The sequence below is a fragment of the Chthonomonas calidirosea T49 genome, from assembly GCF_000427095.1.
Classification (GTDB): domain Bacteria; phylum Armatimonadota; class Chthonomonadetes; order Chthonomonadales; family Chthonomonadaceae; genus Chthonomonas; species Chthonomonas calidirosea.
In genome coordinates this window covers 1,449,968-1,459,276 of sequence record NC_021487.1, presented here as the reverse complement: position 1 = coordinate 1,459,276, position 9,309 = coordinate 1,449,968, and the positions used below count along the sequence as shown (strand labels likewise).

Sequence of the window (9,309 nt, the reverse complement as noted above, 5' to 3'; positions counted from 1 at the left end):
GGACTTGCCACCGGTGGGAAGGATGATACGGTGGTCATCAATGGTCAGACCTTCACTTTCAGCGCTTCGGAGACGGTTCAACAGGCCATCAATCAGATCAATGCCGCCTCCAACCTCACGGGGGTCAATGCCAACTTCAATACCGCTTCCAACAATATCGTGTTAACGCAGACCACCTATGGGCATAACTACTCGATTAGTGAGCAGGACAGCCTAGGGGCTGCTGGAGTGTTTGGCACCTCGGTGGCGGTTCAAGGCACCGATGCGGTGGTAGCGGTGACAGCTCAGGTGTTGCAGAACAACGTGACCACGGCGGTGACAGTCAACTTCACGGGAGGGATGGCCAGCACCGACAGCGGTCTGTTGGTGAAGGACCTCTATGGCAACTCGATGTTGTTGACGGAGAATGGGAACGCATCGGCGACGACCCCGACAGCAGTGGCTCAGGTATCGGCCAACATGTTGCAGTTCCAGGTAGGGGGGAACGCAGGTCAGTTGGTGCAGGCGAGCTTAGGCAACATTCGTGTGGTGAACTTAGGCAACACGGTGGTAGCGGGCTATAACCTGTCCAACATTGATGTGACGACGAGTCAAGGGGCAGAGAACGCGATCCGGATAGTGGATGAGGCGATCTCTCAGGTCTCGCAGTTACGTGCGAACTTGGGGGCGTTGCAGTCTCAGACGTTACAGGCGACGGTAAACTATCTGGGGATAGGGGTTCAGAACCTATCGGCATCGGAGAGCCAGATACGCGACACGAATGTGGCTCAGGAGGTAGTGAACCTCACGAAGAACCAGATCATCGAGCAGTCGGCGACGGCGATGTTGGCACAGGCCAATACCGCTCCTCAGTTGCTGCTCAAGCTCCTGCAGTAGTCTGGGACGGGTTGTTGGAGAGACGGACAAAACTCCGTCTCTCCTTTCCTTCTCTATGTTTGGTTTGGTTAGGAAACGTGGGATGTAAGGAGTGGGTGGAATGGTCAATCCAGTAAATTCAAGCAGTTCGAGCAACTCGCTAAGTGGTTCTTCCAGCACGACCCCTGCAAGTTCCAGCAATACCTCGAGCGTATCTAACACAGGAACCTCCGGTAGCAACAGTAGCATAAGTATTCCAGGTGCTGGGCTAGTGAGCTTTTCCGGTTTAAGCACGGGCATAGATACGAACCAGATCATCCAGGAGATGGCCACCATTGCCCGCCAGCCAGAGACAATCTACCAGCAAGATATGCAGCAGATACAGGCACGACAGGCCGCCTACAATGCGCTAAGCGCACAGCTGCTTACCCTGCAAACGGCAGCCCTCAACTTGGATACCTATAGCACGTTCCGTGCGATGACGGTAAGTTCGAGCAATCAGAATGTAGTTACGGCAACCGCGCAGCCTGGGGCGCAAGCGGGCACGCATACTATAACGGTCAATGCACTAGCGCAGGCTGAGATGATCAGCACTGCAGCACAAACTAGCCAAACTGCTCCGCTTGGGTTCAGCGGGCAGCTCCTAATTAATGGCAAGGCAATCAACGTTAGCGCAGCCGACAGCTTGCAGTCTTTGGCAACAAATATCAACTCGGCGCAGGCCGGTGTACGGGCTGCCATTATTTCTCCATCGCAGGGGCAGTACTACCTCACAATCGCCAGTGTGAACACCGGATTGGCCGCGCAGATCAGCATCGCCGATGTTGGCAATGGCAACCTGTTGCAACAGCTCGGCATCGCAGGGACGGGTGGTCGTATTCGTCATCCTCTCTCCTCTAGCGGAGGTGGGGCAGGCTCTGATCTTTTTACGGATAGTGTCACCCCTGTCTATACTTTGGAAGGTCTTTCAAGCGCACCTGCCGGCGACGTACAGATCCAATTAAACAACGGCAGCTTTCAAACCGTGCATATTGACCTCAGTCAGTCGCTGAGTCAAATCGCTTCCGCGATCAATGCGGCTCTTGGCACGAATGCTGCGTCGGTGCAAAATGTAACCGATCCCTATACCGGTCAGGCAAAACAGCAACTGCAGATCGCTGGAGCTACCGGCTTTGTGGACAGCAACAACGTTTTAGCCGATTTAGGTATCTATCAAGTGAATTTAGCCCCAGGCCGAGAGCTTGCACAAGCACAGGATGCGAGCTTTACCTTGGATGGCATCGCCGCCACACGACCTACTAACTCGTTTTCCGATGCGATCTCAGGGGTTACGATCAACCTGTTGCAGGCTTCCAGCGGTTCTTCAGGTCCTGCGACGGCAACCATCACCATATCTAGCGACACGAGCACGATCCAGAAGGATATTCAGGACTTTGTGCAAACTTTCAACAGCACCATTGATATGATCGATCAACAGTCGCAGTACGATCCGAATACGGGCCAGACCGGCATTCTGTTTGGCGACTCGACTATTGAGAGCTTAAAGAATACGCTTACTGAGATGGTTACCGGACAGGTACCTGGCCTACCTTCGAGTTTAAGCCTACTTTCGCAGATAGGGATCACGCTTGATCAGACAGGTCATCTCAGCATTGACCAAAACGCTCTCAGCCAAGCGCTCTCCACCAACTTGCAGGGGGTGGCGCAGCTGTTTCAGGCTTCCGGTTCGGCAACCGATCCCAATGTGCAGTTCGTGACCGGCGGGCCTAACACGCAGCCTAGCCCGCCTCAAGGTTACGCCATCGTGATCACACAGCCGGCCACACAGGCTCAGCTGACGGTGGCGTCTCCGCAGACTCAGCCTCTCGCAACAGATGAGACGCTTACCTTCGGTGGTCCACTATTCGGCACACCTGCTACGACATCCGGTACGTTAACGGGGCCAAGCATTACGCTGCATGCCGGCAGCACGGCAAGCGATGTGGTGAATCAGATCAACTCCGACCCTGTCATCAGCGCCGTGGTTTCGGCTTCTCTTGACTCGCAAGGGCGCCTGCAGCTTACATCAAAGCAGTATGGGAGCCAGGCTACCTTCGATGTGGTCTCCTCCGCCCCAGCTTCGGCAAGCTCGACTGGCATTGGGACGACCATCCAACAAGTAAGCGGGCAAGATGTAGCGGGAACCATTAATGGGGAAGTGGCTACCGGCCACGGACAGTTTCTCACCGATACGCAACAAGGAACCAATGGAGTTGGTCAAGGACGTGCGGTGGGGCTAGAGGTACGAGTTACGGCCACACAGCCCGGCACCTATGGAACGGTCAGTTTTACAAGCGGCGTGGCAGATATGTTAAAAAACTTTCTTAACACCCAAACGGATCCCATCACCGGTGCCCTCACCCTCGCCGTTAATCAGATGCAGACACAGTATCAGGACGACCAGCAGGCGATCAATGATATAGAGGCCAATATCGCAGTGCAAGAGCAGATGTGGCTTCAGGAGTTTACAAATATGGAGCAGGTCGTTTCTAACTTAAGGGCATCAAGCGCCGGTCTTGCTATGTTCGGCGCTAGCCTACTGCCGTCCTCTTCTTCCTCTGGAGGCAGTGGCAGCACAGGGGGCTAGGAGCCCTATTGTTCTCTATTAGGGGGCTCAGTGCCCCCTACACCTGTTTAAAACAGATACCGATTTCGCAAGAAACTAATGTGAAGGGGAAGTAACGTCTGCCATGAATGCCAAGGGGTCAGACGCATCGCAAAATCTGCTACTAACCACATCCGGCGAGAAGCTTAAAAGCAGTTCTACCTCGCACACGAGTTTAAAAAACCGCAACCATCGCTATAGAAAAGCGCAAATTGAGACGGCCAGTCCAGTGCAACTCGTTCTCCTGCTTTACGAGAGCGCTATCCGCTTTTGCGACCAGGCTCTTGAGGCCATGGCCCAGAAGAATCTCTCCGAGCAAAATACGAACCTCCTGAAAGCGGAAGAGATTATTGGGGAACTTATAGGAGCTCTAAACCAAGATGCAGGAGGTGAACTTGCGGTAAATCTGCGTCGCATCTATCTCTATATGCTCGAAAAGCTTGTTTTGGCCAACCTTTACGACGAGTCCGAGGGAGTACAGCAGGTTCGGGATATGCTGCGGAGTCTACACGATTCCTGGGCGGAGGCAGCCCAAAGGCTTCTTGAGCAGACCACGTTAGAGGCGGGAGAAAACCTTCCAGAAACAGCACGCCTGGGAGATCGCCATGTTTGAAGAAGCCGATACCGACCTGCACGAAATCCCCACTGCTTTGAAGCGAATGCATCTGCTTGCACAACACATACAGTGCGCCACCGAACGAAACGATTTCAGCGCGTTGCAAGCGCTTGCGGCGGAGTTACCAGCACTGCTCGAACAGTGCCAGGCAGAGGGAATACTCTCCAATAACTCGGCAACTCTACGTTTGGTAACAGAAACCTGTTTTCTGCTCGATTCCAGTGCGGAGCGTGTAGAGGAAGAGATGCGTCGGCTTCAAAAACGCCTCCAGAAGTTACGTCGTGGGCGTCGGTTGACGGCTGTAGTTCGTGCAGGGCGGTTAGTAAACCGCCCTGCAGGGAGACTGAAAGGCGAGTTTTAGTCGCCTGCAGCACGCCAGAGGCGACTTAACGCCACGGCAAGGCCTGCCTTTGCAATATCGAAGGGCAGAAACCAAGCAGTTCCAGCAATGAGCGCTTGGTAGGCGGACATGTGCATATAGAGGGCTAGCCAGGTACACCCAAAGCCATAGATCATGGTTATGCCCAGTCCACAGGCAGCAATCTGTTGTAATCCGCTACACTCCCTCTTTTGAGTGAGCCAGCCGATGAGCCAAGCAGCTATAGGGAAGGCCAACAGGTAGCCAGCAGAAGGCCCGCTTAATCCGTAGTTGCCGAATGCGAAGATCGGTACACCACAAGCTCCCAAGATTACATACTGCGCTTGAGCCACAAAGCCCCAGCGTTCACCGAGAATAAGCCCAGACAGCAGAACCGCAAATACCTGTAGCGTAATTGGCACCGGGGTTGGCGGGATATGCACGGCAAGATGCGCTCCCAAAGCGGTAAGCGCAGTAAACAGAAGCGACCCTTTCCAAGAACGTAGGCTCGTCCAGGAAAGCTGTTTTGGAAAACTCAGCGCGGTCTCTCGGTACATCCAAATCTCTCCTTGTGGTTTCAGAGGTTTGTGGGATAAGAAAGTTCGATGAAAGTAGAATACCCTAAAACCTTAACCAAAAGCTAAGCCTTCTAGCTCTTCGTCAAGTCTACTTGCCGATAGGTGTCACAAGGATAACCTTATCCATGACCATTCCATCCTCCGTCGGCGATAAGAGCACGCGTATCGACTCGAACCAGCAACGGTTGTGCAGGATAGGTTGTTTACGCGTTAAATCGAGAGGAGCGGGGATAGTTGTTTAAGGCATAAAGTCTTGGGGAGTGCGAGAAGAAGGTACAATGGAATGGAGGTAAGAGCACTTGGTTAAACGAATACGAAAATCTTCCCCTTCGAGAGAAAGGAGATTTGTTAGAAAATGACCCATTCACCGGAGCAGTGGCGTGCTTTGGCAACCCAACTGCGCGCCGATAGCATTCGTTGTACTACGGCAGCAGGTTCTGGCCACCCAACCTCCTCGATGTCGGCAGCCGATCTTATGGCGGTGCTTCTAGCCGATCACCTCCACTACGATTTCAACGACCCGCACAATTTAAGAAACGACCGACTTATCTTCAGTAAGGGGCACGCTGCACCGCTACTCTATGCCATGTTCAAAGCGGCAGGCGCCATTACCGATGAGGAGCTGATGAGCCTGCGCAAGTTCGGAAGCCGACTGGAAGGGCATCCGGTTCCGCTTTTGCCCTATGTGGATGTCGCTACCGGATCGCTAGGGCAAGGCTTGCCAGCAGCTGTGGGCATAGCCTTTAGTGCCAAGTATCTTGATAAGCTGCCCTTGAAAGTGTGGGTGCTCTTAGGGGATAGCGAAATGGCAGAGGGCAGCAACTACGAGGCTCTCCAGATCGGAAGTCACTATCAACTAAATAATATTATCGCTATCCTTGATATGAATCGATTGGGACAGCGTGGCCCCACCATGCTACAGTGGCACGGCGAGGTGTATGCCGAGCGCGTGCGGGCGTTTGGTTGGCATGCCATTCTGGTAGATGGGCATGATGTAGAGGCCATTCATAGAGCCTACAGTGAGGCGGAGAGCGCCGATAGGCCCACAATGATCATTGCAAAAACCTTGAAGGGGGCAGGCGTCTCCTTTTTGGCTGATAAGGAGGGGTGGCACGGGAGAGCGCTACCCGCAGCCGATGCCGAAAGAGCGCTGGCTGAGCTCGGCAATCCAAAAGGGGATATTCGCGTTCAAGTACAGAGCCATCGACCTGGTGAGCCAGCCCCTTTAGGCGAGCCGAAACCCTTCCAACCCCCTCAATATGAGATAGGGAGCCTTGTGGCAACAAGGGAGGCCTATGGTGATGCACTGAGGGCGCTTGGGGTGGCCAAGCCTCAGGTAGTTGCTTTGGACGGCGAGGTGGGAAACTCTACTTTTTCCGAGAAGTTCATGAAAGCGTATCCTGAGCGTTTCTTTGAGGTGTATATCGCCGAGCAACAACTGGTTAGCGCCGCAGTGGGGCTGCAGGTCATGAAGAAAGTGCCTTTTGCCTCCACCTTTGCCGCCTTCTTCACGCGCGCCTACGATCAGATTCGGATGGCCGCCATATCGCGCGCCAATATCAACCTTGTGGGGTCTCACGCCGGTGTCTCCATCGGTGAAGATGGCCCCTCACAGATGGGCTTGGAAGATCTTGCCATGATGCGGGCTATCTGCGGCAGCACCGTGCTCTACCCGTCGTGTGCCGTAACGGCCGCGCACCTTACGGCCCAAATGGCCACACGGGCAGGCATTAATTACATGCGGACTACCCGTGAGAAGACACCGGTGATCTATGGTCCTAACGAAAGCTTTCCTATCGGTGGCTGTAAGGTGCTGCGCGCTTCCGCAAACGATGTGGCCTGCGTGATCGGGGCTGGGATTACCCTACATGAGGCGCTCAAGGCCTACGAGATTCTAAAAGCAGAAGGCCTTTCGGTGCGCGTTATTGACCTCTATTCCGTAAAACCGATTGATGCCACCACCCTCCGACAGGCCGCGGCCGAATGCCAGAACCGTATTGTCGTGGCCGAAGACCATTGGCCGCAGGGTGGTTTAGGGGATGCCGTGCTCGATGTATTCAGCGCCCCCGACGTGTCTTGCCCGAAAATGAAGCGGCTCGCCGTCACAGAAATGCCGGGCTCAGGGAAACCGCAGGAACTGCTTGATGCAGCCGGTATCAGCGCACCTTTCATTGCGGAGGCCGTACGCTCGTTGATGCGGTGAGTGATGAAACTGCGTATACCTGCCGTTTCTTAGGAGGGCAGCCATATACGGCTGCCCTCTAACGTTTCACGCAGGAAACACACGGCTCAAAAAATAATAACTGCCAACAAAAGATGGTTCTGCGGGATTCCAAAGTAAGGGAGATGCCTATGAGAAAGCAACAACGCGTCTATACACGACGGGAGATATTAGAGCGCTCTTCTCTAGGGCTGTTAGGGCCTTACCTTGTCGTGCGCTCTGCAGCTGCGGCACCGGCACAAAAACTTCCCTATCGGTGGGTCTATCTTCAGTGCAACTTGCAGGTGGATGCGGAGGTCACACGGCTGAAAAGGATTTTGCAACGCACTGCTGCTGCCGGATATAACGGCATCGTTCTGTCGGATTATAAGTTCGGCTTCTTAGATAAGGTGTTACCGGTCTATTTTCAGAACGCCCAAACGGTGCTGCAGACAGCACGACAACTTGGGCTAAAAGTTTACACCACTGTCTGCCCGATCGGCTATTCTAATGAGCTTTTGATGAACGACCCCAATTTAGCTGAAGGGCTACCGGTGAAAGAGGCGACCTATAGGGTTCGAGGACAGGAGGCTGTTTTGGAGCCCTTTGCAAAGGCATCTCTGACCAATGGGGACTTTCAAAAGGCCAATGGAAACCGTTTGGTGGGGTGGTCTTTTCAGGATAACCCCGGCGATTCCACTTTCGCCGACTCGTCGGTTGAACGTAACGGACTTCCTTCCCTACGCATCGAGGAATCGAAGAAACGCAATGCGCGCGTCATGCAAACCGTTGCGGTGGCCCCTTGGCGGCAGATGCGCCTTTCCGTGTGGGCGAAAACGGCGGATTTTCAGGGGGGCGATCAGGTGGGGAGCGTTGTTTTGGGCACGGATGGGAAAGCGCTTACCTATATGCAGTGGGACTTTGCGCCCAATCAGGATTGGCGTCAATACTCTGTGGTTTTTAACACACTCCAGAATCAGCAGATCAACGTCTATATGGGGGTTTGGGGAGGCCGTGGAGGCCGACTGTGGTTTAACGATGCACGGTTAGAGGAAGTGGGGCTTTTGAACGTTTTAAGGCGAGATGGATGTCCTCTGGAAGTGCGTGGGGAGAACGGACAGCGGTATCGGGAAGGGGTGGACTTTGAACCGGTTTCCGATCCTTTTCTTATGAAATCTCCTGGAGACTACGACATTCAGCATGAGCCGCCTCCTATTCGATTGACCCAGCAGAGCCGCATTACCGATGGAGAGAGGCTTGTTGTAAGTTGCTATCACCCTGTGCCGATCTATGGGTGGGAGGTCTCGTGCTGTCTTACGGCTCCCAAAGTTTACACATTGTTACGGCGTCAATTGGAGCTTATTCAGCGCTATTTTCACCCTGATGGTTTCTTTTTCTCACATGATGAGATGCGGGTTGCAAACTGGTGTCAGCTTTGTCAGGCGACGCATAAGACACCGGGGCAGCTGTTGGCGGACAACGTTCGGCGATGCTCTGAAATGGCACGTGCCGTTAGCCAGCAGGCAGAGCAGTTCGTCTGGTCTGACATGTTCGACCCTTATCATAACGCGATTGCCGACTACTATTTGGTTAATGGGCCCCTAACCCACTCTTGGGATGGGTTGCCTCAACAGATGATAATTGTCAACTGGAACCATGATCACGACAAGCAGAGCCTTCGTTGGTTTAGTGACAGGGGATTTAAGCAGATTTTGGCCGGCTACTATGACGGCACTCCCGAATCGATTCGAGACTGGCTTCAGGATGCTCGTGGGGTAACCGGAGTTGTAGGCGTGATGTATACGACTTGGCAGCAACGCTTCGACGATCTGGAAGCATTTGCCAAGGCGGCCTGGGGCTAAGGAGATGAGGTAGAGTATCGCCTACGAAACGGCGAATTTTCCCTATGGGAGGAGACGTTTACACTGCATGAGGCTATAAACGCTCCTCCTAATTTATTTGTATCATGTAGCATCATATTTGTTCTAAAGTAATCTTTTTTATCATACAAGACTATGATCCCTCAGAGTTCATTCTTTAAATACATGTTTGCTACAC

At 53.5% G+C, this 9,309-nt stretch carries 7 protein-coding genes; 6 read left to right on the top strand and 1 reads right to left on the bottom strand.

The features are described 5' to 3' along the window. The 4 genes from CCALI_RS16315 to CCALI_RS06055 form a co-directional block, all read left to right on the top strand. On the top strand, positions 1 to 876 hold an 876-nt coding region (locus tag CCALI_RS16315; RefSeq protein WP_269431616.1), incomplete at its 5' end, for a flagellin. A gap of 100 nt (positions 877 to 976) precedes the next feature. Beyond that, positions 977 to 3,481, top strand: coding sequence for a flagellar filament capping protein FliD (gene fliD / locus CCALI_RS06065; RefSeq protein ID WP_081648293.1), 2,505 nt, complete (start codon positions 977 to 979; stop codon positions 3,479 to 3,481). Between the two features lie 103 nt (positions 3,482 to 3,584). Beyond that, positions 3,585 to 4,112, top strand: a complete 528-nt coding sequence (gene fliS, locus CCALI_RS06060) for a flagellar export chaperone FliS (RefSeq protein ID WP_016482592.1) — start codon at positions 3,585 to 3,587, stop codon at positions 4,110 to 4,112. Next, a complete protein-coding gene (locus CCALI_RS06055; protein WP_016482591.1) occupies positions 4,105 to 4,476 on the top strand; it encodes a hypothetical protein in 372 nt (123 codons plus the stop codon). Before fliS ends, CCALI_RS06055 begins: the two co-directional genes overlap by 8 nt. On the opposite strand, the gene CCALI_RS06050 is transcribed toward CCALI_RS06055, so the two are convergent. Continuing rightward, positions 4,473 to 5,030, bottom strand: a complete 558-nt coding sequence (locus tag CCALI_RS06050; protein ID WP_016482590.1) for a biotin transporter BioY — start codon at positions 5,028 to 5,030, stop codon at positions 4,473 to 4,475. The two genes, CCALI_RS06055 and CCALI_RS06050, sit on opposite strands and share 4 nt — an antisense overlap. 376 nt (positions 5,031 to 5,406) lie before the next feature. Here CCALI_RS06050 and CCALI_RS06045 point away from each other — a divergent pair, with 376 nt between their 5' ends. Beyond that, positions 5,407 to 7,254 carry a transketolase gene (locus CCALI_RS06045; RefSeq protein WP_016482589.1) on the top strand — a complete coding sequence of 616 codons (1,848 nt, stop codon included), beginning with the start codon at positions 5,407 to 5,409 and terminating at the stop codon, positions 7,252 to 7,254. Between the two features lie 149 nt (positions 7,255 to 7,403). After that, positions 7,404 to 9,113 (top strand): putative glycosyl hydrolase, encoded by a 1,710-nt coding sequence (locus tag CCALI_RS06040; protein WP_016482588.1) that lies wholly within the window; start codon positions 7,404 to 7,406, stop codon positions 9,111 to 9,113. The last annotated feature ends 196 nt before the right edge of the window (positions 9,114 to 9,309 follow it).

Coding starts and splice junctions, on each gene's coding strand:
- fliD (WP_081648293.1), top strand. CDS start 977: ATGGTCAATCCAGTAAATTCAAGCAGTTCGAGCAACTCGCTAAGTGGT.
- fliS (WP_016482592.1), top strand. CDS start 3,585: ATGAATGCCAAGGGGTCAGACGCATCGCAAAATCTGCTACTAACCACA.
- CCALI_RS06055 (WP_016482591.1), top strand. CDS start 4,105: ATGTTTGAAGAAGCCGATACCGACCTGCACGAAATCCCCACTGCTTTG.
- CCALI_RS06050 (WP_016482590.1), bottom strand. CDS start 5,030: ATGTACCGAGAGACCGCGCTGAGTTTTCCAAAACAGCTTTCCTGGACG.
- CCALI_RS06045 (WP_016482589.1), top strand. CDS start 5,407: ATGACCCATTCACCGGAGCAGTGGCGTGCTTTGGCAACCCAACTGCGC.
- CCALI_RS06040 (WP_016482588.1), top strand. CDS start 7,404: ATGAGAAAGCAACAACGCGTCTATACACGACGGGAGATATTAGAGCGC.